This is a genomic window from Larkinella sp. C7 (assembly GCF_006149005.1).
Lineage (GTDB): Bacteria > Bacteroidota > Bacteroidia > Cytophagales > Spirosomataceae > Larkinella.
In genome coordinates this window covers 88,114-112,093 of sequence record NZ_VBSL01000009.1, presented here as the reverse complement: position 1 = coordinate 112,093, position 23,980 = coordinate 88,114, and the positions used below count along the sequence as shown (strand labels likewise).

Below are 23,980 nucleotides of genomic sequence, written 5' to 3'. Positions count from 1 at the left end.
CCGTTTACGGTATTCGGTTTACCGTTTGCGCCGGGCCGTCGGATCGGTGCGGTTCCCCACCGGGACTGACGCATACACAAAAACGTGTCAATTCCCGTAAACCGAATACCATAAACCGTAAACTCTGTCGCTATGTCCCGCTTTATCAATACGATTCTCCGCCTGTTTTTCATCGTCCTTCTGGTCGTTGGCCTGGTTGTGCTGTGGGAACAACTGCGGGGCTGGTCGGTTTTCAGCGGGTTGACGAAGAAAGAAGCTACCGTTCAGACGGTGGTTTTGCAGGAAGTGACTGAGCTAGGGAAACTCGAACTGGTTCAATACCGCTTCAAAGACATTGTCGAACACCAGTTTGTCCGGGAGTGGTTGCCCAACCCGAAAGCCGTGCTGATTGTGGAAGGCGAAGCGATTGGTTGCCTGGATCTGACCAAAATAACCGCCGACGATATAACCGCCCAGGGCGATAGCCTGATCGTTCATTTGCCCGACCCGGAAATCTGTTCCTACAAGATCAACCACAACCGCTCGCGGGTTTTCAATACGGAATACGCCTTTTTTGAAGAAGCCCAGTTGGTCAACGAAGCCTACCGACGGGCCGAAACCCAAATCCGGCAGTCGGCACTGAACAGCGGAATTCTGGAACAAACCCGGCAGAATGCCGACAAAATTCTCAAACCGATGCTGGAGCGGATTTCGGGCAAAAAAGTATTTCTGACGACCCGCATGAAAGCCACATTGCAGCCCCTTCGCTAAGGCGTCAATAGATTGTCGTCAAACTCATCTTTCAACAGCACCCCCGACAACCGCCGGGTTTTCATTTCGGTAAGCAGATAGAGCAACTTTTGTACGGCCGCTTCGTACGGAAAGCCTTCGGGCCGGATGTTGGAGATGCAATTGCGCGATTCGTCGGTCAAACCGGGTTGCGGCCCGAACGTCAAATAGGCTCCCATGCTGTCGGGCGAGGTCAGGCCGGGCCGTTCGCCAATCAGCACCACGACGGTTTCGGCTTTGAGTGCGTGGGCAATTTCGTCGCCAATCGCCACCCGCCCCTGTTCCACCAGACACAAAGGCGCCAGTGACCAGCCTAAGGCCCGGATTTCTTCCACTAAGCGCGAAACGACCGCTCCTGCGTGCCGATTGATCGCCGTGGCAGACAAGCCATCGACCAGCACAATACTGAGATCGAACCCCTGCGCGCTTTTCCCAGATACACCTGTCAGGTGGTGGAGGTGGGAAAGACTCTTTTCATCCAGTTTCCGACCTAAATCCGGACGCTGAAGATACTGTTGCCGGTCAGCCGCCCGGCTATGAAGCTGCAAAACCGGCTGTTGGATGACTTGCAACTGAGTCAATAGTGTATCCCGCTCCAGTTCTGAATAAACCGCATCCCGGGCGCGGGCGTGATCGAGTTGAAAATCGAGCAGGGCGCGCGTGGGCAGGCTGTGGCCCGTGCGGCCGCGGGCGATGCGGGCGGAGGTGTGGCTTTGCAGAAACGCCCACGGATCGGGTTGGTCGGGCAGATGGCTCATAAACCGGCAGCTTGGAGTAAACGGTGGGTATTTTTAACCGGCATCAACTTTCCGTCGGCGTTCATCAATTCCATGCGCAAAAGCCAGGCTTCAAATTCCGGCGCGGGGCGCAGGCGGCACAAATCCCGCAGGTATAACGCATCATGAAACGACGTACTCTGGTAATGCAGCATCACGTCATCGGCACCGGGAATACCCATGATAAAGTTAACGCCCGCGGTTCCGAGCAGGGTTAGCAGGGTGTCCATATCGTCCTGATCGGCCTCGGCGTGGTTCGTATAACAGATGTCGACGCCCATCGGCAATCCCAGCAGTTTTCCGCAGCAATGGTCTTCCAGACCGGCCCGAATAATTTGTTTTCCATTGTATAGATACTCCGGTCCGATAAAACCGACTACGGTATTGACCAGCAAAGGTTCAAAAAGCCGGGCCACGGCATACGCCCGAACCTCGCAGGTCTGTTGATCGACGCCATGATGGGCATTGGCCGACAGCGCACTCCCCTGCCCCGTTTCAAAATACATGACATTCTGACCCACAGTGCCGCGTTTGAGGGCGCGGGTAGCTTCAAAACCCTCCCGAAGCAGGGCCGTATTGATCCCGAAGGAGCTGTTAACGGCTTCCGTTCCGCCAATGGACTGAAACATCAGATCGACCGGCGCGCCCTGTTCGATGGCCTGGAGTGTGGTGGTAATGTGACTCAGCACGCACGTCTGCGTCGGAATTTCAAACCGCTGCCGGATCTGGTCCATCATATCGACCAGCCGAACCACCGTCCGAACGTGATCGGTAGCCGGATTGATGCCAATTACGGCGTCTCCGCTTCCGTAGAACAAACCGTCTACGATACTGGCCGCAACGCCCCGGAAATCGTCGGTCGGGTGGTTGGGTTGCAGTCGGGTCGAAAACCGCCCTTTCAACCCGATGGTGTCCCGAAACCGGGTAATGACTTCACATTTCGCCGAAACCGTAATCAAATCCTGATTCCGCATCAGCTTACTCACAGCGGCCACCATTTCCGGCGTCAGGCCCGGTTGCAGGTTGGTCAGCGTTGGCGCATCGACCTCGTCGGACAGCAGGTAATTCCGCAGTTCGCCCACCGTCAGGCTTTTGATGGGCGCAAACGCATTGGCATCGTGCGTATCCAGAATCAGCCGGGTAATTTCATCGGTTTCGTACGGAATCACGGCTTCGTTCAGGAACGTCGTCAGGGGCAGATCGGCCAGGGCCATCTGGGCCGCCACCCGCTCCTCGGCGGTTTGGGCCGCCACGCCCGCCAGTTGATCGCCCGACCGCAGGGGCGTGGCTTTGGCGAGCAACATTTTCAGGTCGTCGAAGTGATAGGTAAAGTTCCGAACGGTACAGCGGTAGGCCATAGTGGTAACAATTCCGAAAAGAGTTGTACGAAAACCGGGCTCACGGAATCCCGGAGGTTCAAAAATGGAATCTACTAACTAGCTCGGATAAGCCCAAGAAATCCAGGAATTTAATACACCGATAACCGTTTATAGGCGGGTCTTTTGTATGTTTGGCGATTGGTATTTTATCCGTTTTTGAAAAATGAAAGCATTTCAATTGGTGGTATTTGATATGGCTGGCACGACGGTTCGGGACCAGCACGAGGTGGAGCACTGCTTTGCCCAGGCGGCTTCCCAGACCGATCTGATCGTCAGCGACGAACGCATTCTGGCCATGCAGGGCCTTTCCAAGCGGTTTGTTTTTGAAACCCTCTGGAGAGAGCAGTTGGGCCAGCCTTCGCCTTCGGAACTGACGGCCAAAGTGGATCATTCCTACCAGCTTTTTACCGAAATCCTGGAAAATCACTACCGCACCCAACCCGTTGTGCCAACGGAAGGCTGTCTCGAAACCTTCGATTTCCTGCGTAAAAACGGCATCCGCATTGCGCTGACCACCGGTTTTTACCGCAAGGTGACTGATATTATTCTGGAAAAACTAGGGTGGCTAACCGGTCTGGACGAGCAGTATGTGGGCAACAGCCAAACCATCATTCAGGCATCGATTGCCAGCGATGAGGTGGAACACGGTCGTCCGCAGCCACTGATGATTCAGAAGGCCATGCGGTTATTGGGCGTTTCTGACCCAAAGTCGGTCGTCAATGTTGGCGATACGCCTTCGGATCTGCAATCGGGAAGAGCCGCCGGGGTTGCCTTCAATCTGGGGGTTGTCAACGGCACCCACACCCGTGCCCAGCTCGAAGCCTACCCTCACGACCAGTTACTGGGATCGCTCGGTGATTTGCCAACCCTGCTCTCAGCCTCGTCCTTTCAAAAACGGGCTAACGGTCTTAGTTTGTAATTTGTAATCCCTCTTTCTCTTGGCTTCTTTCGATTTCATCATCATCGGCTCCGGTATTCTGGGAACGTTTCATGCGCTCCATGCCGCCCGTGCCGGCAAGCGGGTTCTGGTTCTTGAAAAAGACAACCGCCCCGTCAGTGCCACCGTTCGGAATTTTGGGCAGGTCGTTCCTTCAGGTTTGAGCGGGCGCTGGTATCAGTACGGGCGTCGCAGTCTGGAACTCTACCACGAAATTCAGCAGGAACACGACATCTCGGTCCGGAAAAACGGCTCGGTTTATGTGGCGTCGGATGCCGACGAGTGGCAACTGGCCAACGAATTATACGACCAACGCCGGGCCGACGGCTATCCCTGCGAATTGTGGTCACAAGCCCAAACCTTGATAAAATACCCGGTTTTGCGGCCCGAATATGTTAAAGGTGCCGTGGTTTTTCCGGAAGAAATCAGCGTCGAACCGGATCTGATGATCTACAAGCTCATCGATTACGTCACAACGAAATATGCCAGCGTAACGTATCGCAACAATGCCGCCGTGGTTGGCTGCGAATCGACGGCCAGCGGGGCAACGGTTCAACTGGCGAATGGCGAACGGTTTGAGGCTCAGAAAGTTCTGATCTGCAACGGCAGCGAATTTCGCTTGTTGTACCCCGACCTGTTTGCCGAAAGCGGTCTGGTGGTGAGCAAACTCCAGATGATGCAGACGGTTCCGATGCCGGAAATTGCCCTTCCCGGCAACATTCTGACGGGTCTAACCATCCGGCGGTATGAGTCGTTTGCCGATTGTCCGTCGTACCCCAGTCTCAAGACGCCGGAACACCTGGACGAGCTAAAAAAATGGGGCATTCACGTCTTGTTCAAACAGGCGCTCGACGGTTCCATCATCATCGGGGATTCGCACGAATACGCAACGGCGCTCCAGACCGACGACCTGGGGTTCGACACCAAAGACTATGTCAATCAATTAATTCTGGAGGAAGCCAGCCGCATTGTTAACTTCCCGGTGGATCGGATTCAACGGACCTGGGCCGGTTTTTACGCCCAGACTACGCAGGAAATCTTCGAAGCCGATCTGGAAAACATTCACATTGTCACCGGGATTGGCGGCAAAGGGATGACCTCCAGCGCCGGTTTTTCAGAAGAAACAATCAGGCGGTTGTTTCCGTGAGAAGAAAGAGTGTAGACAAGAGAGGAAAGACAGTTTAGGCGCGACCTGTCTCTTGTCTTTCTTCTCATCTCTTTCTTCTCCGAAACAAAAAAAAGCAGGAAAGCCAAAGGCCCATTCCTGCTTTTTCAATTAATTACTGAAAATGGAAATTCGTTATGCTTTTTGCTCCTCCGTTTCGGCAGTTGCGGATGGCGTTTCGCCCGGAGCGGCTTCGGCGGTTGCTTCAACGTCCGTCGTTTCTTCCGCTTTTTTCTCAAAGACTTCCGGCAGGTTTTTCCGCAGAATGGTGTACCAGCCAATCATTTTCTTGACGTCCGACATGTGTACCCGGTCGCGGTCGTATTCCGGTACCACTTCGCCGATGAATTCGGCCAGTTCAGCATTTGAGGCCGATTTTGGCGTAATCGGCAGGGTGTCTTCGTATTTTTCGTAGATGGCCAGAAACACATCCGCCAGGGGCTTCGATTGTTCCTCGTCGTCGGTATAAATCGAGATGTCTTTCAGCACCGACACGCGCGCCGTCGGCCCGATCATGGTTTTTTCTTTCTTTTCGTCGAGCGACTCCACAATCACGCCAGTCCGGCTGGGTTTCATGATTCGGTATAAGCCGCTTTTTCCGGCAATATTTGCAATTTCTTTCAGCGCTTCCATGCTGCTTGTTTAATGGGTAACGGTCGATTTGATTTGGTTATTGCCAATTTTATGAAAAACTGAGGGGCAAAGATAGGGCTAATCGCCTGCACATAACAGCAGAGGAGTGGATTTAGGAGATTTTAATTCCCTTCGATACGCCTGGGGTGTTGAGCCGATTTATTGTCATTTTTTTGCCTTCATCTCCTCATAAAATTCTTTATTCAGTTGGTCGATATAGTCCAAAATTTCCTCTTTGCCCCGGCTACTGACGGCTGATGAGACGAACATCGGCGGCAGTTCGTCCCACGTTTGTTTTAAGGTCTGACTGTATTTTTTTACCATCTGCGAAATGGCGTTGGTGCTGCTTTTTTCGTTTTTTGTGAAAATAATCACAAATGGAAGCCCGCGTTCGCCCATTTTCGCCATAAACTCCAGATCGATCCGCTGCGGGTCGATCCGGCCATCGACCAGCACAAACGTACAGATCAGATTCGGGCGTTCAGTCAGGTATGCGTCGATCATCTTCTCCCACTTTTCCCGCTCCCGCTGCGGTGCTTTCGCAAAACCGTAACCCGGCAAATCGACCAGATACCAGTCCGTATTGATGAGAAAATGGTTGATTAATTGCGTTTTCCCGGGCGTCTGCGAGGTTTTAGCCAGCTTGTGCCGGGTGGTCAGCATGTTGATGAGCGACGACTTTCCGACATTCGAGCGACCGATGAACGCATATTCCGGTTTGTCGGGCTTCGGGCAGCGGGTCGGGTCGGAATTACTAATTATAAATTCAGCTTGTTTTACTTCCATAGTGGTTCAGAGAACAATTTGAAAAACCGTCTTCCTGCCGCAAAGTTCGTAAAGAATTGAGAAGAGTACTATTCTATCCCCACATTGCATCGATCACAACGACTTATAAATCGATATTTTTGCTTAAAATTGTACTACGAATGGGACCATTTCCGGGAATTGGGAAACCAATTGGAATCCGTTCGTCGTTATTCTTCCATCTGAACGAACCGCATACCGAATTATGAAAAATACAAGTTTGCTATCTGTACTCGTGGCCCTGGCCCTGGTTTTGAATGCCTGCAACACCACCAGCACAAAATCGGAAGGAGAAAAAACGGCCGTTAGTGAAAGCGCAACTCCGGCTGCGAGCGAAGCCGAAACCCCTCCAGCGGAGGCTACGGCCAGTGCAGAACCGGGTATTCAATTCACGGATGCCGCCTGGAAAACGCATCTGGCCAAGGCCAAAGCCGAGAATAAACTGGTCTTTCTGGATGCCTACACCAGCTGGTGCGGTCCCTGCAAAATGCTGCAAAAAAATGTCTTTACACAGCCCACTGTCGGCGACTTTTTCAACAAAGAGTTTATCAATGTAAAAGTTGATATGGAGAAAGGCGAAGGCCCGGATTTAGCCCTGCAATACCCGCTGGACGGTTATCCGACGCTGTTTTTCATCGACGGTGATGGCAAAGTTGTCAAGAAAGTACTGGGGTATATTTCCCCGGAGGAATTACTGGCGATTGGCAAAGGCGTGAAAGACGGAAACGCGCTTTAATTGCACGAACTTGCTGAACCCCAAAAAGCCGCAACGAATTTCGTTTGCGGCTTTTGTTTTAAAGGTCAGGTTGACCAAAACCGCTTTAAATCAGTCGGTAATGCATAGCCAGCTCCTTCATAACGAGCACGTTATCTACTTTCAGCTTATCAAAAATCCGGGCTTTGTGTGTGCCAACGGTCGACGTGTGAATGTTCAGCGTATCGGCAATGTGGCTCACGGATTTTCCCTTCACCAGGTGATAGGCGATTTCCAGTTCCCGGTTTGATAACCGCCCAAACGGGTCCACTTCTTCGCTAAAGCGGCTGTCTTCCCCCATCTGATCCATCAGTTCGGAACAAACGTAAAGTTTTCCGTATAGAATGCTGTGAACCGCTTTCAGAATTTCCGGGTCTTCGGCCTGCTTGCTGACGTATCCCTTTACACCCAGTTGCAAGTACCGTTTGGCAAAAGCATATTCAGTCATGATCGTAAAAATCATGATCGGCAAATCCGGTGCCGTGCTTCGGATGTTCTGAAGCAGGCTGAAGGTATCGGTATTTGGCATGTTGATGTCCGTCACCATCAGGTGATAGGTATTGTCCATGATTTTCCCGAAAGCCACACTGCCGTTTTTGGCCTCGTCTACCTCAATAGCGCCATACTGTTCCTTCAACAGAAGACGAATGCCCGAACGCACGATGGAATGATCGTCCACAAGCAGGACCTTATACATAGTTTTTCTGATTTTGGAGTCTCTTTGAAAAGCTAGTCTTGGAGCTCAGGCTTTCGGTTATCAGCTATTTTCCAAGCTGCTCCATCATTTTTTTTGAAGCATGCAGATCAATTCCAGCCGTTTGCAAAGCCTTTTTATAGACCCTATGCTTCGCTTCCCATACGTCAAGCGGATCGAAGTCGAGCAAAACCCGCTTCCGTGCATTGTGGCCATGTCTCCGTACCATATCATGGTCAGTCAAATAAATTCGTATTTTTTCGACCAAGCTCTCCGGCGACCTTGGCTCGCAGAAAAGGCCGGTTTCATTTTCAACCACGGCATCGACGGTCCCTGTGACCCGACTAACAATTGCCGGAACCTCCATAGCCCCAGCTTCGAGTAGCACATTTGGCAATCCCTCCCGATAGGTTGGCAGGAGGATAAAATCAAGTAATGCAAAGTAATATTCCACATCCGTCACAAAATCAACCCAGTGGACACGGGTATCAAGCAGTAGTTCATCAATTATTTCTTTTTCAGGTGACAACTCCATCTCAGAGGAGCCAACCAAAATCAGAGTAAGGTCAGGAAAATCTTGACGAATCATTTTCCAGGCCAGAGCCAGTTCAACGATGCCTTTGTCCCGCGTCAGACGCCCAACAAAGCCAATACAACGCCCTTTCAAACCCAAAGTTTCTTTCAGTTTCTGTAATTTACACTCGTCCAGATTATCCGGATTAAATTTCAGTCGGGCATCCACACCGTTACAACTTCCACGGTGAGGTACAGTTAGCTTTTTTGCGCTGGCAATTCGTTGGTTCAAAGCCAAGGTATGCAGTGAATCACTCACGATCAGGACATTCGTTGCCGCCCGGCACGACAAACGTTCCATACCCATCATCAACCATCGGTAAAATCCTTTCCTACTTTCAAAAGGGAAGCCGTGGATTTCGTAAACGCGAACGGGGACACCGGCCATTCGGGCAGCTAACATGGAAAGTAAACCCGCTTTAGGCGTGTTCCCATGCACGATTGCGGGTTTAACCCGCCGAAAAATTTGGTATGTATACCACAGACACATGAGATCGTGCCAGGGGGTAATTTTACGGGTGTAAGGTACGGTTTCAAATCTGATTCGATACCGATGAGCGAATTCAGTCAAAAAATCACCTTTTGAACAGATCAATTGTGTGTCCAAGCAATTTTCGCAAAAAAAAGAAGACTGGCCTTCTATGAAGGTTAACGAAATAGGAACCGTAAACGCATGGATTATGGTAGAAGAATGATTCATAGCACATGTAGAACAATTGACGCAAGACATTAAAATTCCAACCCTGACTTCATTAAGTATTTGGTAGGTTCTGTCATTGAGAAAGTGAGTTAAATATTTTTAGATAAGAAGAATTATTTGCCTGCAAACTATAATAATCTTCTACTACTTTGCGTCCATTTATACCAACAGTACTAAAATAATATTGATTATGATATACCGTTTCCAAAGCATTAAACCACTCCTCGGAGGTTGTTGCAAACAAATTTTGTCGATTATGATCAATCTTCAAATTTGCCTCAAATGGGGAAGCAATAAATGGTTTTCCGCAAGCCATATATTGAATTAATTTAAATCCACATTTTCCTTTTTCAAATAATCCATCAGTCAAGGGCATTATGCCGACACTTATTGGCATCAATAAATCAAAATCACATCCGATATGCCAATCCATGATACGAAAATACTCAGAAGGCAACAGATAAGACATTTTTTTATCAAAACCAATCAAATGAATGTTTATACTATATTTTTTAGAAAACCTATCAAGCGGCTCAATAATACTTAGCAAGTATTCAGATGTTGATTTGGAGCCAATCCACCCAACAATAAAATTGTTAGGTGGATTAATATATCCGGGAATTGGATAAAGATCTAAATCAATTGAAGTAGGTATTTCCACTACTTTTTTATGGAATTGTTTGAAATAGTTGGTTAAGTACGGGCTCCCAGTAATAACACATTCTGATTTTTTTGCAACACCTTTAATTTTGTCCTTAAATACATACCGAACAAACTTGTTATAATGTGTTTGATAAGTATGGTAAATAGCATCATCGTAGTCGACTATTACAGAAACATTACGCAATTTAAACCAATAATATAATCCAGTCTCCGGTAAGTACGGAAGAAGTTCACTATGAATAAATATAATACTATTTTTTTTAACAGAAAATATATGCATTATGCGCCTTATGTAGCAAATTATCAACTTGATTAAGCTATAATTAACATCAGAATTAAAATTAATCAAATATTCATCAGGTAGCAGTGGTTTGTGTTGACAACTATAGCCATACTTCTCAAAAATTGAAAAATATTGACTAAACCTGTACCGTGTGCTAGCAGCCAAATTTGAGTAACGAGTAAAAAATACAATTTTCATTTTAATATTTTATCAAAATATAAAAACTTATAAGTCTCAAATAAATCTTTAAGTCTTTTAAATTGCCGGTTACTAACTAAAAAAAACAGTCTTGTAAATGGCTCGATTAGAAAAGTCATTATAAATAAAAAATAATATTCAACAGGTGTAAAATGTTTTTTTATATATTTTAACCTACTATTTAGTAAATAGTACAAACTCTTGCCAAGTGCTTGTTCAGATGTTCCGCCGCCTTTATGAAAAATTGCTATATCGGTACAATAGTAACTCATATAACCTTTTTTAAAAGCTCTATAAGAAAAGTCTAACTCTTCAAAATAGACAAAATACTGTTCATCAAATAAACCTATCTCAGTAAGTAGTTCAAATGGGAATAAAAAAAAAGCTCCCATAACTTGATCTACATATTGAGATTTATTGTAGTCTAAATCAGTCATGACTGTCGCTGGGTTGAATTTGTAGGGCCAAAGCTTTGAAAATCCAATTATATCGTAAACAAATCCCCTGAATGTAGGAAATCGAGAACAACTTGTTTTAGTCATCCCATACTCATTATAATGTCTTACACCCAATATATGAACATTATTATTGACATTTATAAAATTTATTGCATCAGACAAAGTGTGTTTTTCAAGTACTGTGTCTGGGTTTAACAATAAAACAAACTTTGACTTATTTAATTTAATTATATGATTACATGCCTTGGAAAATCCAATGTTGAAAGCACCTTTATAAATTTCAACATTATCATAAAGAGGGATATTCTTAATAGAATTATCAGTTGAACAATTATCATATATATGTATTTTATAAGAATTATATGTTGAATTCAAAACAGATTCTACACATCTTTGTAATTGCTCTCCAGAATTCCAGTTAACTATTACTATCAACAATTCGCTCATTCTTAGTTTGTGATTTAAAATAAAAAAAAACACCTAATATCAAGAAAATTTGCAACCACATAGACATCAATGAAAAATATTGTTCCTGAAAGAATGAAAAAAATATTGGATAAAGGAAAATTGCGTATGCAATTTTATAAAAACCATTCTTTCTTAGAATTGCTCTTTTAAACAGTAAAGAATGAAAAAATCCAAGTGGAAAAAATATACTTAATCCAAGATATCCAAAATCTTTTATATACTGATAATATATAGTATAAACATTGGTAGAAAACGGAATAAATATAAATGGCTTTACAAGTCCTACAGGCTGAGTATTTGTTAAATTCAGTTTATAAAAAATTGCATGAATAGTCCTAAACATTTCTAAACCATATGAGTATTCTCGTTCACTACCTAAAAATTGACTAAGAGCAGGTAAGGGTCCTATTAGATAACGTGTAAATATCTTATATAGATTTCCCATGAGAGTGAAAGTATCTACATCGGATCCACCTTTTTTTAATAATAAAGCTGATGACGAAAAAGTTATAATTATACTCAGTGCAAAGAACCCAATATGTTTCTTCGTAATCTTATTTTTTAACAATATTAATGCGTAAATATAGACAACAAGCATAAACATGTAAGTACGACCTGTAAATAACACAAAGTAGACTGCTGTAATTATTATAGAAAGTATATAATATAACTTATTATTCAGTTGCTTTTTATAAAAAATTCTCAAGATTAGATTTACAAATGATATAACCAAAAAATAGCCTAAAATACCATAACTCTCACCTTCATTTTCTTTATTCAATGCAAACCTAAGACCGATAAAAAAATTAGTATTTCCAGCAGACACACTTAACTCAAAAGCCTTTCTTATGTAGAAGGGAAGTACAAGCAAAGAGGAATAAAATAAAAAATTTATGCATATAATACTTTTCTTGTTTAATTCTTCATATTCAGTATTTATTTGTGCTTTATTGGAGTAATTTTTAATTAGAGGAAAAACACCGCCCATTGAAAAAAGTATTGGCCCAATTATCATTATTAAAATTGATTCAATAGACAATGCATTAACATCTAATTGAAAAAAATTTACTGCTATTATATAATACATTATTACACAAGACCATATAAGGCTAAACAGAAATGGCGGATAAGCCTGTTTAGGAACAATTATATAATTAATTATTGTTGTTAATACTAGGACAATTTCCGCCAATATTTCCATGAATTATAATAAATTAAGATAAAATAAATTAAAGATGTAATTGAAGTATTTATTCCAGCATAAAATAACACTCCAGTTTTTAATAAAATAATATTGAGAAATATATTGAAGAAAAATGAAATAATACAACACATTAGCATAATCTTAGTCATAATTAAAAGTTCCAGTTTTTTTTGGACTAATATTGAAATTTGCCAAAAAAATGCTCCCGAAATTATAGAGATTGCTAAGTAGTAAAAATCATTTTCTCTCATAAATACGGGCAGGTATGTAATAATTTTATCATTAGTTGCAATTCTTAAGATTACACATACACTTAAAAATATTGCAGTTTGGTACATTATCCCTTTTTGTATAACCTTATCAATAGACACATAGTCATTTTCTTTATAAAGTCTAACAAGTATTGGGTAATATATAAGTGATATTGGGGTCAGTAACAATGAAATACCCTTATAAAATACGTCGTAAATAGCAGAATAATATCCAACTTCCTTTTGTGTAAAGAATTTAGATATAATAAATCTATCAGTAAAATTCAATAGCTGAGCGAACAAAAACCAAAAGATTAATGGCCAAATATAATTTAATATATAATTTTTCCTGTAGATATAATATATAATGTCTACAAAATTCAATTTAAGCATTGAACGCACCTTTAACTGATTGCTTATACAAATAATAATCAAATTAATCGAGAACGAAACATTTAAAGACATCAGTATATTATAAACATTGGCAATGTTAAAAAAAAAATAAATTAAAAAAGGCAATAAAAAATATACCAAGCTCCTAGTTATTTCCAAACACAGATATTGAAGTACTAACAATTTAGATTGGAGATACGCTATATGAATTTGATAAATCCCCATAACAATTAATGCGTAACCAGTCAGCAATCCATGCAAAACCTCTCCTTTGTTTAGCCAAACAATAACAAAACAACTAGATGCACCAAAAAAAGAGAATATTAAATAATTATAAACTAAAGAAGTAATAAGATAATTTGTTTCAAATTCCGGCAAGAACCTAAATAATAATTGATTTGCTGGAGCAGAAAGAAATAATGATATTACTGTAGATAAAACAAAAAGTAGTGTATAATCACCATAAACACTTTCACCAAAAAAATCTACAAATAGTATAACTGACAATAAATTTAACCCTCCGCTTATTGCTGAAGTTACAATATATATTGCATAGTTTTTATTTATATTAATTGTCATTCTTCTAAAACGGTAAAATATTCTGGCAACAATTTGCTGCTAAACTAATTCCATTGACTTTTTAATAACTTACAACCGGCTATCCACTTTATCCTTCTCCAACAATCCCTTCAGATCATAAATAACGGTTTTTTCGGTTCGTAATGCCGGATAATCCAGCTCCCGGAACGGTTCATGCGCCACCGCCATGACGATGCCGTCGTAGCGACCGTCGGGCTGGCTGATCAGCCGAAAACCGTACTCTTTTTCAACCTCATCGGCATTGGCCCACGGATCGTGTACTTCGACCTGAATGCCATACTCGACCAACTCCCGGTAGATATCGATAACCCGTGAGTTGCGGATGTCGGGGCAATTTTCTTTAAAAGTAATGCCCAATAACAAAACGCGTGAACCGTTGATCGTATGCCCCTTCCGAATCATGAGTTTGACCAGTTTGCTGGCGACAAACACGCCCATGTTGTCATTGATGCGCCGTCCGGACAAAATTACCTGCGGGTAGTAGCCCAGACTTTCGGCCTTGTGAGCCAGGTAATACGGGTCCACTCCAATGCAGTGCCCTCCTACCAGACCCGGTTTGAATTTCAGAAAATTCCATTTGGTTCCGGCGGCTTCCAGAACTTCAAGGGTGTCGATCTCCATTCGATCAAACATCAACGCCAGTTCGTTGACAAACGAAATATTGACATCGCGCTGGGCATTTTCAATGGCTTTGCTGGCTTCTGCCACTTTGATCGACGTTGCCCTGTGGGTCCCCGCCTGAATAATCGATGCGTATAACTGATCCACGACAAGGGCAATTTCCGGCGTCGAGCCGGAGGTGACTTTCCGGATGGTGGTCAGCGTATGAACCTTGTCGCCCGGATTAATCCGTTCCGGTGAATAACCGCAATAGAAATCGACGTTGTAGACCAACCCGGAGCCTTTTTCAAGAACCGGAACGCATTCTTCCTCCGTACAGCCCGGATAAACCGTCGACTCATAAATGACCAGATCTCCTTTTTTCAGTACCTTCCCAAGGTCGCGTGTTGCCCCCAGCAAAGGTCTTAAATCCGGTTTTTTATAGGCATCGACGGGGGTTGGAACCGTCACAATATAGATCGTACAGCCGGCAATATCGTCCAGTTTGGACGAAAACCGCAGGCGGTTCGTTTGCCGAAGTGTCGTCTCATCCGTCTCCCGGGTTCGGTCGTAACCGCCATGTAATTCATCGATCCTGCGCTCATCGATGTCGTAACCGACCACATCGTATTGTTTACCAAATTCCAGTGCCAGGGGTAAGCCTACGTATCCTAAACCAACAATTGCAATGCGTACCGAATCCATGATTTTATAGTCTCGCTTATCTTTCTATTGACAGAGGTTGCCAATCTATATGTCGTACCAGTGCAATCCCTATACCAAAAAGCCCGCCCATCAAAGCCGCCACCAGCACCATGATGGTCCGACGCGGTTCACTGCGCTTTGTAGGCACCTGCGCAGGCTCCAGTATTTTCAAAATAGGGGTCTCTTCCTGTATTTTGATCCGGGTTTGTTCATATTGCTGGGTAATATTACTGTATAAACCCTGCGCAAGTTCAAATTCAGCCTGCAAACGACGCTCTTCAATTGTTCCGATCTCCGTTACCATATACCGGTGCCGGTCCTTGTATGCCGACAGATTGACCATAGCCCGGTCATACCGCTGTTTGGCTTCCCGAAATCGTTCCGAAAGAAATTTCAGATCAGAGCGGGTTTTTTCAGTCCGATACTGAATCACGTAGCGGGTCAGATATTCGATTGCCAGTTGACTAACCTGGGCCGCTACTTCGGCATCCGGCATTTTTACCCGAATGATAATAACCCCGGATTGCTTATCTAAATCGGATAAAATGCGCTCCTTCGTATCCTGAATCAACAGCTCCTGATCCCGCGTCAGACGCAACGCCTGCCGATCATCAATCAATCGAGGAACCGGAAACGACTCCCTGTCAAAAAACCAGTCGGTCCACGAAAAAGACGCCTGGGTCAGGAAAGCAGCCAGGGTAGCATATTTACTTTTTTTAACCGTTGTGAAGGGCTGATTCAGCAAATATAAAATGAAAGGAGTGCTTTTCAGCACATCCGGATAAAGGTCGGGCCGAATGGCTTCCGTATTACTAACCCCTTCCAGGTTGATCCCCGCCAATTCCGCCAATGCCCCAAACCGCTTTAAATTCAAGGCCGACCGCGCCTGCAATTCCGGCATCACCCGCACCTCCGACGTGTATTCGAAAGGGCTCAGCAAGGCCATGATAACCCCAGCGACCCCAAATAAAAAAGCGATGAGCAGAACCGAGGCTTTTTGATGCCATACCACAATCAAAGCCCACTCGGGATCCAGGTGTGAAGGTTGCCGGATATTCCGAGCCTCGATTGGCAGCAAAGTTATATACTTTTTCATTAAAATAGCCGGATAATGGTCAACACCACTGCTGCCAGTGATGTAATGCCCGTCATCACGGCTACCCGCTCAGCCGGAGATAATTTACTTTCCGACCGGACCGGCTTTGGCGGTACTATTACTTCCATCCCAGGTTCTGAATACGGGTAAAACCGGGCACCCAGCAATACTTTGGTGCGGCTGACCTTGCCATTCGCGTAAACCACGTATAACTTTCGACGTAGCGCTTTGGCCGTAAATCCGCCCGATTCGCTGATGTATGATTTGATTGATTTACGCTGATTGAAATCAATAACGGCCGGATTGAGCACTTCGCCCCGTATGCGTACCAATTCCGTTTTCCGGGGAATGTGAATCGAATCGCCCTGCAGCAGCAGCAAGTTTCCGGTATCGGTTGGTTTTGCCATAATCCGGTTAAGATCTACCGAAACAACTTCACCCCTGCGGATGAACCGGGTTGCTTTCAGGTAGGCTTCCGGACGAAGCCCCCCGGCCCGGGCGATCAATTCCGTGATCCGTTCGGATTTATCACGAATCGGGTAGCTGCCCGGATAAGGAACTTCGCCGGTAATGATCACGGATTTCTGCGATTCATACCGGGGCGATGTACGGACATAAACCTGATCGAACGGACTCAGGACAAACCGAGCCTCAGCTTCAGAAAGTCTTAATTGCTCATTTAGTTCAAACTGAAAAAGCCGAACATTCTGATTTGCGGGCAAGTCGGTCGTATCTTTTCGGACCCGCCTGGCAATTTCGATCCGGGTGGCCGTTGCGCCATCACTGAACCCCCCCGCCATTACAATCAAGCTGGCAATGCTCATGCTGTCGGCGTACTCAAAAACACCCGGTTTATTGACCGCACCCTGAATATGAACCGTCCGGTGTTCCCGTAAATCGCTGTATGCGAGAATTGAAATTACGTCTTCCCGCTGAAGACTAATATCCTCCGCTTCACCGCGCATTAGTTTACGCAAATCGACCGATATGATTTCGGGATCCAGATTTTCCCGTAGACGCCGAATGGTAGCCCGGTTCTGAAACGCATCTTCCCGCAGCCCTTCTGCAGTCGTGATAAGCTGCCGCAAGGTCAAGCCTTTCTGCAAAGCGTAAATACCAGGTCGGAATATCGCTCCGTTGATGGTCACCCGGTTTTCATACCGGTCAATGATCGCTCCCACCGAATAATGATCGCCCGGCTGAGGTACAAAAGCCGGTATTTCAGCCGCCGGGACCGTAACAACCTGTAATTCTTTCGGGGTATTTCGGCGCAGGGTCAGCGACGCGGTGTAGGCTTTATCGGTAAATCCGCCCGCAAAAGCCAGGACATTTTTCAACAACTCGCCTGTTTTGACTTCATAGATGGCAGGTTGTTTTATTTCTCCGGTCAGTTCAATTCGGGTATCGTAGTGATTTACGAAAATGATGTCTTGGTCTTGAAGCCTGATGTTATCTTTCTGATCGGCGCGAAGTAAAAAATCGTATATATCCAGCGTACGAATTACCCTGTTACCCCGATAAACACGAATATCCCGAAATGAACCCCGATCAGGGTCGGGGCCACCCGCCACATAAAGTGCGTTAAAAACCGTTGCTAATGAGGAAAGGGTATACGTTCCAGGTTTCACCACCTGACCGATCAGCGTCACTTTAATACTGCGGATACTACCCAACGTGATGGTTGCAAAAACGCCACTTGCCGTTGTATTCAATCCAGAATACAACTGACGCAAACGCCCGACAATCCGCTGCTCGGCTTGTTCTATCGTTAACCCGTTAACGTAGATTGGACTTAGATTTTCCAGCTTAATAACCCCTTCAGGACTCACTTTTGCCCGGTAATTTTGCTGGGCATTGCCATATACATCAATAATAAGTTCATCTTCCGGCCCAACCTGGTAATTCTTCGGGGTTGGAATCCGCAAATTGGGCTCAAATGTCAGATTCGTTGTTGCGAATAGGCTGCTCCCAAAAACTGGGGGCTTATCCCCAGCGATTTTTTCCCGCACAGGTTGCGCTGTACTAAGACCTGCTTTATCAACTTGTCCGCGATTGACATCAACCGGGCTGGATTGCCCTTTAGAAATTGGTGCTTTTTCTAACTCCGTGATCCGCTCCCTCATCTTTGTAATATCCGCCAACGTAAATCCGCGGGAAGTGGCTAATTGCTCAATCTGGGATTCTGACATTCCGCTGGATTTGGCTCGCTGAACAAACTGACGCACCTGCTCATCGCTCAAGTCACTTACTTTTTGAGAATATGCTGGTATAACTACGTTTAATAAACCCCAAACTACCAAGATACTATTTGCTTGTATAAGCATTTTATGGCTTCTTGTACCAGGAATGAACACGCTGTAAATGGTTGAGTTAAGGAATTAAAATAGTACAAGTAGGAGTGAAGAGAGATAAAATGACAAATCGTGGATTTAATAAAGGGCATTTTTAACCATTCATTATCCGGTTCTTTTACGTCCTATCTGGCGTCTCACATTCCTACTTATCTCTACCTTATTTTATTTAGACGCAAAAAGCCCCGAAAGGTTACACCTTCGGGGCTTTTTTATTCTGGTATTTCAAACCAACTCCTTACGGAACCAGGCGCAATTCAACCCGGCGGTTTTTCGTCAGACCGGCACGGGAGTTGTCACCGATGGGTTTGAACGACCCGAAGTAGTCGATGATAATGCGGTTGGCATCATTCAGACCTTGTTTCACCAGGTAGTTTTTGACGGCTTCAACACGACGGCGCGACAGCGCGATGTTGTAACGGTCAGAAGCACGGCGGTCGGCATGACCCGACAGTTGCAGGCGGCATTGCGTTTTGTTCAGCAATTCAACCACTTTGTTCAGCATGTCGTAGTACTGCGGTTTGATGATGTTTTTGTCGGTGTCGAAAGCCACATTGGTCAGAATTTCGGCACAGGCAATACCCGGCAGTGCGGCACTTACGTACTTATCGAAGTCGATGGCTTCACCCGCACCGGAGACGATGCTACCAGCCGGCGTGTTAGGCTGGCGGTCGAAGTAATCCGAAACACCGTCATTATCCGTATCCATCAGCAAACGGGGGTCGATGTCTTTAGGCCGGTTGGCTTTGGCTACCGAATCGATTTGCTCCAGCGTCAGGATGACCGGCGGTTTGATCAGGTTACGAGGATCGGTCCAGCGGAGGTGATACGTCCCTTTGGTCGTATCGTACTCGTATTTGCCGTTCACTTTCTGAACCTTGATCGCGTTTTTGCCTAGTTTGTAGGTAACCGATACGGCTGCGTAACCCCACTTGTCCAGATTCGATTCTCCTTTCCGTTCGAAAGCGTTGTCAAATTGACCGCGGGTGCCGAACTGATCGAAATAACTGGAGCTGTTTCCTCCGATGGTGGCATCGAGCCGGTCGGTGTTGACGTTTGAAAACCGGAAGTCCAGACCCACATCGAAACGGGAGCTCACTTCATAATTAACAGCCAGACCAACAGGAATCACCCAGTCTTTTTCGTATTTAGCCTCACGCAGGATGCCATCGCCATTGTTGGTTTTGGTCCAGCGACGCACGCGGCCGGTTCCTAATTCGTAGGCGGTTGACTTAAAGAACATGACGCCCAAACCGGTGTAGGCATCAACTTTCCAGCGCTTCATTTTATTGATACCAAACAGCAGACTTTTCAGGTTCACACTTCCCGTCAGGTCAGTTTGGATGAAGTTTGATCGAAAATAAGAATAATACAGCCGGCGCTTCATACCGACTAAATTACCGAATTGCCCATCGAGCTGGAGGCCAAAAAGGTGAGACAATTGCTTCCCGACGGCCACGCCAAAGAACGCCGACTTACGTTCGTTGTAGCTGTCAAATCCGGTTTTCGAAACCGGATAGAAGTCATATTCCCTCAGGTCTCCAAAGAATTGAGTGGGTCCGCCCATGACAGAAACTGACCAGGTGTTCAGTTTTGCAGGACCTTCATACGAGGCTTTCGGGTTATACTGGGCACTGGCACCTGTCGCTGCCAGAAGAGCCAGTCCCATTGCCCTTACGAACAGGGATACTTTTTTCATACTTATCAGGTTATTGTTTGACAGTTAATAAACCATTGAGTGTGGTGAAACAACTTGTGTCGGTTACTTTAGCCGGTCGTTTTATGCAACTTTCAACGCTTTGCCGCAAAACTATAGATTTTCGCTTAGTTTACAAACAAGACACTGGTAGTTTACAAACAAGTTACCGTCCGCTTTGTTCAATTCATACGGTTTCGTTTTACCGGCACAAGAAAAACAGGATTTGGCTACCATCAAAGGCGTTGCATCAGTTTTTTTGTCATATTTGCTTTCCATTTTACGAAATTACCGGTATTGATCTCCTGCCGGGCCTCTTTCACTAACCATAAATAAAAGGTAAGGTTTTGAAGACTCGCAATTTGTGCGCCTAAAATTTCTTCGGACCTGATTAAGTGCCTTAAATACGCTTTAGAGTAACATGTCCCGGCATACCCGCCCAACTCCGCGTCAATCGGGCTAAAATCATCTTTCCACCGTTCATTCTTGATGTTGATGATGCCCTGGGTGGTAAATACGACCCCATGCCGGGCGTTCCGCGTGGGCATCACACAGTCAAACATATCGATGCCCAGCGCGATGGCTTCCAGGATGTTTTCAGGCGTTCCGACCCCCATCAGATACCGGGGTTTATCAGACGGTAAAATGGCGTTGACCTGCTCGATGGTCGTATACATTTCCTCTGCCGGCTCACCCACCGCCAGACCGCCGATGGCGTTCCCGTCCCGTTGTTGTTCGGCCACGAACTCGGCCGACTGCTGCCGGAGGTCCTTGTACGTACTGCCCTGAACGATAGGAAATAAGGTTTGCCGATAGCCGTATTTCCCTTCCGTGGCATCAAACCGGTCGATGCAGCGGGTCAGCCAGCGGTGGGTCATTTCCATCGACGCCCGGGCGTAGCCATACTCACACGGATACGGCGTGCATTCGTCGAACGCCATGATGATGTCGGCCCCAATGATTCGTTGAATATCCATGACACCTTCCGGCGTAAACACATGTTTGGAACCATCGATGTGCGACTTAAACGTGACGCCCTCTTCTTTTATTTTCCTGGTATTGGATAACGAATACACCTGATACCCTCCGCTGTCGGTCAGAATCGGACGGTCCCAGCCGTTAAACCGGTGCAGTCCGCCGGCTTTTTCCAGAATGTCGAGACCGGGACGCAAATACAGATGGTAGGTGTTTCCCAGAATAATTTCCGCTTTGACGTCCGCTACCAATTCGCGCTGGTGAACCGCTTTCACCGTTCCAGCCGTTCCAACGGGCATAAAAATGGGCGTTTCGATCAACCCGTGGTCGGTGGTGATGAGTCCCGTTCGCGCCTTTGAGTGGGGGTCGGTTGTCTGTAGGGTAAATTGCATGATGGGTCGCTTTACGATCTTTTGCCTGCAAAGGTGGAAAGTCCGGCGACCAAAATCAAAATATGTATATTTGCCACCGTATTCCAATTTGGCCTTGCGGCCCTTTATTTCCGTCGTTTCGTGGTCTTTATCGTGCTGGTTGTGTGTTTATTATCTGTAGGCATACAACTTCTGTATATTCTCGGTATTTTTTCGCGACTGGCTTTCTACTCCGACCCGGACGAAAGCGGGTCGCCGGACGGTGCGGCTTCGCTCAAACTGCTGGCCGCCCCCCCTGCCGTCGATCCGCCGGTGAGCATCATCGTGTGTGCGTGGAACGAACTGGAAAATCTGCGGACGTTGCTGCCCCTGCTCGATGACCAGATCTATCCGGATTTTGAAGTGCTGGTAATGGACGACCGGTCGAGCGACGGCACGAAAGAGTTCCTGGAAAAATCCGCCGACCGCTTCGAACACGTCCGGGTCATCCGGATCGACCGGGAACATGATCACGTGACGCCCAAAAAATACGCCCTGACAACCGGCATTCGCAGTGCCGCCCACGACCTCATTTTGCTGACCGACGCCGACTGCCAACCGGCGGGCGACTACTGGCTCGCGGGTATGGTGACGCAACTGGACCAGCCGAACAAAGAAATTGTGCTGGGCTTTGGTCCCTATAAACGCCGGAAAAAGCACGGCTGGATCAACCGGCTGATCCGCTACGAAACCCTGTTTACGGCGGTTCAGTACCTGTCGATGGCCCTGGCGGGACTGCCGTATATGGGCGTGGGACGAAATCTGATGTACCGGCGGCAATTATTTCTGGAAAACAAGGGGTTTTATTCGCACATCCGGGTGCTGGGGGGCGACGACGATTTGTTTATCAACGAAGTAGCCACCGCCCGAAACGTTGCAATTAGTGTTCATCCGGCTACCTTTACGTATTCGAAGCCGAAGGAGACGTTTGCCGAATGGTGGCACCAGAAACAGCGGCATTTGTCGGTGGGCAAGCATTACAAAACCCGCAACAAGTTCTTGCTGGGGCTTTTATCCCTTTCCCACGTGCTGACCTGGTTAACGGGTTCCATCATCGGTTTGATCACCTTGATTACGGTTTTGAATACCGGTTTGTCCGATATGCTGAGCCAATCCGACGGCCAGCTGTTGCTCATCGCCAGCGGATTGTTTGGATTCCGGCTTCTGGTTTTCTGGGCCATCGTCGGGCGGATCAGCTACCGGCTGGGACATACCGTCGACTGGATGGCCATACCGGTTCTGGATCTGACGATGGGAATTTATTATGGCATCATGGGCGTTGTGACCCTGCGGCCACGGCGTAAAAACCGCATTATGAAGTGGAAATAGAACGATGAATGATTAACGATGGATGATGAACGGCGGACGACGAAGATCAGTTGTGCCAGCCATTCATCATTCATCGTTCATCATTCATCGTTCATAATTCATACCTACTTTTGGACCTGATAAAAAAATACTTTCCCGACTTAACCGCGCGGCAACTGGAGCAGTTTGCGGCTTTGGATGATTTATACCGGCACTGGAACGCCCAGATCAACGTCATCTCGCGGCAGGACATCGACTCGCTGTACGAGAAACACGTGCTGCATTCCCTCGGCATTGCCAAAGTCATCCAATTTGTACCCGGGACCGAAATTCTGGACGTTGGCACGGGGGGCGGTTTTCCGGGGATTCCGCTGGCGATTCTGTTTCCGCTCGTCGATTTCCACCTGGTCGACAGCATTGGCAAAAAAATCAAAGTGGTGACGGAAATCAGTTCAGCACTGGGACTCACCAATGTGAAGGCGGAGCAGGCCCGGGTGGAGCACCTGGAATCCACCTACGATTTTGTGGTCAGCCGGGCGGTGACACGCCTGCAACCGTTTATGGGATGGGTGCGTTACAAGATTCTGAAAACCGGCAACAATAAACTTCGGAATGGGGTTTTGTACCTGAAAGGCGGAGATATCAGCGAAGAACTGGCCGAAGTGCAGGAGAAGCACCGGCTTTACGAATTATCCACGTATTTTGACGAACCGTTTTTCGAAACCAAGAAGGTCATTTATCTACCCAAATAATTGTTCAACAGTTGGGGCGTTCCCGACGCAAAGGCTATGGCAGAAGTTTTCAAATCCAGCGGTTTCAAAGATCCCATCAACCGCGACGTTGTTGAATTCAACGACAAAGGGGTGACATTCCGCGTCAACAAGTTGATTGGCGGCACCGACAGTTTTGTTTTTTACGGCGATATTTCGGGCGTAGAGATCGATAACGGACTGTTTTTTTCCACGATCCGGATCATTCCACGGGCCCGGCCCGAAATTATCATCAAGAATTTTACGCGGGGTGACGCCCGCCAGATCAAGGAGTTAATTCTGACACGGGTGCCGACCTTGGGCTCTTCGGCGGTCTAAAGCGAAAGTTCTTGAGGATTTTTGCAGAAAATGTTTGCAAGAGTTCTTCC

At 46.4% G+C, this 23,980-nt stretch carries 22 protein-coding genes; 7 read left to right on the top strand and 15 right to left on the bottom strand.

Going from position 1 to position 23,980, the window contains the following annotated elements:
* The first annotated feature begins 132 nt into the window (after window positions 1–132).
* Complete coding sequence (locus FH871_RS21670) at window positions 133–750, top strand: DUF4230 domain-containing protein (RefSeq protein ID WP_138993516.1); 618 nt, start codon at window positions 133–135, stop codon at window positions 748–750.
* Here the strand turns inward: FH871_RS21670 and eutC are convergent.
* On the bottom strand, window positions 747–1,526 hold the full coding sequence (gene eutC, locus FH871_RS21665; RefSeq protein WP_138993514.1) for an ethanolamine ammonia-lyase subunit EutC: 780 nt from the start codon (window positions 1,524–1,526) through the stop codon (window positions 747–749). The two genes, FH871_RS21670 and eutC, sit on opposite strands and share 4 nt — an antisense overlap.
* On the bottom strand, window positions 1,523–2,902 hold the full coding sequence (locus FH871_RS21660) for an ethanolamine ammonia-lyase subunit EutB (protein ID WP_138993513.1): 1,380 nt from the start codon (window positions 2,900–2,902) through the stop codon (window positions 1,523–1,525). The genes eutC and FH871_RS21660 overlap by 4 nt, the downstream gene beginning before the upstream one ends.
* Window positions 2,903–3,086: 184 nt before the next feature.
* On the opposite strand from FH871_RS21660, the gene FH871_RS21655 reads away from it, so the two are divergent.
* A complete protein-coding gene (locus FH871_RS21655) occupies window positions 3,087–3,842 on the top strand; it encodes an HAD family hydrolase (RefSeq protein ID WP_138993511.1) in 756 nt (251 codons plus the stop codon).
* 19 nt (window positions 3,843–3,861) lie between these two features.
* Entirely contained in the window at window positions 3,862–5,007 is a 1,146-nt protein-coding gene (locus FH871_RS21650; RefSeq protein ID WP_138993509.1) for a TIGR03364 family FAD-dependent oxidoreductase, read from the top strand.
* A gap of 153 nt (window positions 5,008–5,160) precedes the next feature.
* Here FH871_RS21650 and FH871_RS21645 read toward each other — a convergent pair whose 3' ends face one another.
* On the bottom strand, window positions 5,161–5,658 hold the full coding sequence (locus FH871_RS21645; RefSeq protein ID WP_138993507.1) for a DUF5606 domain-containing protein: 498 nt from the start codon (window positions 5,656–5,658) through the stop codon (window positions 5,161–5,163).
* A 165-nt stretch (window positions 5,659–5,823) separates the two neighbouring features.
* Window positions 5,824–6,444, bottom strand: a complete 621-nt coding sequence (yihA, locus tag FH871_RS21640; RefSeq protein ID WP_138993506.1) for a ribosome biogenesis GTP-binding protein YihA/YsxC — start codon at window positions 6,442–6,444, stop codon at window positions 5,824–5,826.
* A 223-nt stretch (window positions 6,445–6,667) separates the two neighbouring features.
* On the opposite strand from yihA, the gene FH871_RS21635 reads away from it, so the two are divergent.
* The gene (locus tag FH871_RS21635; protein WP_138993504.1) at window positions 6,668–7,198 is read left to right on the top strand and encodes a thioredoxin fold domain-containing protein; all 531 of its coding nucleotides are present in this window, start codon (window positions 6,668–6,670) and stop codon (window positions 7,196–7,198) included.
* 85 nt (window positions 7,199–7,283) lie between these two features.
* Here FH871_RS21635 and FH871_RS21630 read toward each other — a convergent pair whose 3' ends face one another.
* The 11 genes from FH871_RS21630 to tgt all read right to left on the bottom strand — a co-directional run bounded on the left by FH871_RS21630 (window position 7,284) and on the right by tgt (window position 21,516).
* A complete protein-coding gene (locus FH871_RS21630; RefSeq protein WP_138993502.1) occupies window positions 7,284–7,913 on the bottom strand; it encodes a response regulator transcription factor in 630 nt (209 codons plus the stop codon).
* Between the two features lie 64 nt (window positions 7,914–7,977).
* On the bottom strand, window positions 7,978–9,183 hold the full coding sequence (locus FH871_RS21625; RefSeq protein WP_171062910.1) for a glycosyltransferase family 4 protein: 1,206 nt from the start codon (window positions 9,181–9,183) through the stop codon (window positions 7,978–7,980).
* Between the two features lie 73 nt (window positions 9,184–9,256).
* On the bottom strand, window positions 9,257–10,327 hold the full coding sequence (locus tag FH871_RS21620) for a glycosyltransferase (protein ID WP_138993500.1): 1,071 nt from the start codon (window positions 10,325–10,327) through the stop codon (window positions 9,257–9,259).
* Complete coding sequence (locus FH871_RS21615; protein WP_138993498.1) at window positions 10,324–11,232, bottom strand: glycosyltransferase family 2 protein; 909 nt, start codon at window positions 11,230–11,232, stop codon at window positions 10,324–10,326. Before FH871_RS21615 ends, FH871_RS21620 begins: the two co-directional genes overlap by 4 nt.
* The gene (locus tag FH871_RS21610) at window positions 11,204–12,454 is read right to left on the bottom strand and encodes an O-antigen polymerase (RefSeq protein WP_138993497.1); all 1,251 of its coding nucleotides are present in this window, start codon (window positions 12,452–12,454) and stop codon (window positions 11,204–11,206) included. Before FH871_RS21610 ends, FH871_RS21615 begins: the two co-directional genes overlap by 29 nt.
* On the bottom strand, window positions 12,427–13,680 hold the full coding sequence (locus tag FH871_RS21605) for a hypothetical protein (RefSeq protein ID WP_138993496.1): 1,254 nt from the start codon (window positions 13,678–13,680) through the stop codon (window positions 12,427–12,429). The genes FH871_RS21610 and FH871_RS21605 overlap by 28 nt, the downstream gene beginning before the upstream one ends.
* A 69-nt stretch (window positions 13,681–13,749) precedes the next feature.
* A complete protein-coding gene (locus FH871_RS21600) occupies window positions 13,750–15,006 on the bottom strand; it encodes a nucleotide sugar dehydrogenase (RefSeq protein WP_138993495.1) in 1,257 nt (418 codons plus the stop codon).
* A 16-nt stretch (window positions 15,007–15,022) separates the two neighbouring features.
* Window positions 15,023–16,102 (bottom strand): GNVR domain-containing protein, encoded by a 1,080-nt coding sequence (locus tag FH871_RS21595; protein WP_138993494.1) that lies wholly within the window; start codon window positions 16,100–16,102, stop codon window positions 15,023–15,025.
* Window positions 16,102–18,027, bottom strand: coding sequence for an SLBB domain-containing protein (locus FH871_RS21590; RefSeq protein ID WP_229317464.1), 1,926 nt, complete (start codon window positions 18,025–18,027; stop codon window positions 16,102–16,104). The genes FH871_RS21595 and FH871_RS21590 overlap by 1 nt, the downstream gene beginning before the upstream one ends.
* A gap of 664 nt (window positions 18,028–18,691) precedes the next feature.
* A complete protein-coding gene (locus FH871_RS21585) occupies window positions 18,692–20,152 on the bottom strand; it encodes an OmpA family protein (protein ID WP_165840956.1) in 1,461 nt (486 codons plus the stop codon).
* A 233-nt stretch (window positions 20,153–20,385) separates the two neighbouring features.
* The gene (gene tgt / locus FH871_RS21580) at window positions 20,386–21,516 is read right to left on the bottom strand and encodes a tRNA guanosine(34) transglycosylase Tgt (RefSeq protein ID WP_138993492.1); all 1,131 of its coding nucleotides are present in this window, start codon (window positions 21,514–21,516) and stop codon (window positions 20,386–20,388) included.
* A gap of 141 nt (window positions 21,517–21,657) precedes the next feature.
* On the opposite strand from tgt, the gene FH871_RS21575 reads away from it, so the two are divergent.
* The 3 genes from FH871_RS21575 to FH871_RS21565 all read left to right on the top strand — a co-directional run bounded on the left by FH871_RS21575 (window position 21,658) and on the right by FH871_RS21565 (window position 23,930).
* A complete protein-coding gene (locus FH871_RS21575; RefSeq protein WP_229317462.1) occupies window positions 21,658–22,863 on the top strand; it encodes a glycosyltransferase in 1,206 nt (401 codons plus the stop codon).
* Window positions 22,864–22,973: 110 nt separating this feature from the next.
* Window positions 22,974–23,594, top strand: a complete 621-nt coding sequence (gene rsmG / locus FH871_RS21570) for a 16S rRNA (guanine(527)-N(7))-methyltransferase RsmG (RefSeq protein WP_138993491.1) — start codon at window positions 22,974–22,976, stop codon at window positions 23,592–23,594.
* Between the two features lie 36 nt (window positions 23,595–23,630).
* A complete protein-coding gene (locus tag FH871_RS21565) occupies window positions 23,631–23,930 on the top strand; it encodes a hypothetical protein (protein ID WP_114407125.1) in 300 nt (99 codons plus the stop codon).
* Window positions 23,931–23,980 lie beyond the last annotated feature (50 nt).